General features: G+C 68.9%; 1 protein-coding gene. It reads left to right on the top strand.

What is annotated here, in order from left to right; genetic code table 11:
- Positions 1-81: 81 nt before the first annotated feature.
- Positions 82-846, top strand: a 765-nt coding sequence (locus K4S16_RS00030) for a transposase (protein ID WP_149256722.1), incomplete at its 3' end; no start/stop codon positions are given.

The following is an 846-nucleotide window of genomic DNA, read 5'->3' as shown; positions in this document are numbered from 1 at the left end:
TTGGGGTGAGCACTGGTCCATTAGGTCGCCGACGCGCTCCTGCGGGCTGCTTGTGTCCCGTTGTCGAGGTTGGAGGTCTGGGTGCTGTTCGTCGGGGATGACTGGGCTGAGGATCATCACGACATCGAGGTCCAGGACGAGGCCGGCAAGGTGGTCAAGCGGGCCCGGCTGGCCGAGGGTATGGCCGGGATCGCCCGGTTCCACGACCTGGTCGGCCGGTTCGTCGCCGACGACGCCGAGCCTTCGGAGGTGCTGGTGTGCATCGAGGTCGATCGGGGTCCGTGGGTGCGGGCGCTGGTCGCGGCCGGGTACCGGGTGTTCGGCGTCGATCCCAAGCAGGCGGCCCGGCACCGGGAGGTCCTGGGCAGCTCGGGGGCCAAGAGCGACAGGGGTGACGCCCATGCCCTGGCCGACATGATCCGCACCCGTCGTCACCAGTTGCGCGAGGTCGCCGCCGACTCCGAGACCGCCGAGGCGGTCAAGGTCGTCACCAGGGCGCATCAGACACTGATCTGGGAACGGACCCGCCACATGCTCCGCCTTCGGGTGGCGTTGCGGGACTATTTCCCCGCCGCTCTGGCCGCCTACAAGCCCTTGGACCTCACCAGCGACGCGGTGCTGAGGCTGCTGGTCAAGGCGCCCACGCCCGAGGCCGCGGCGAAGCTGACGATCTCCCAGATCGCGGCCTGCCTGAAGGGCCGCCGCGACATCGAGGGCAAAGCCACGGCGATCCAGGACGTCCTGCGCGCCGAGTACCTCGGGCAAGCACCGTTGGTCACGACCGCCTACGCTGCCACGGTGAGGTCGCTGGTCGCGATCATCACCGTCCTCAACAGCGAGATCAAG

It is taken from the genome of Actinomadura sp. K4S16 (assembly GCF_008327685.1).
GTDB lineage: Bacteria > Actinomycetota > Actinomycetes > Streptosporangiales > Streptosporangiaceae > Spirillospora.
The sequence above is the reverse complement of the archived record's forward strand: the minus strand, read 5'-3'. Positions and strand labels throughout refer to the sequence as shown.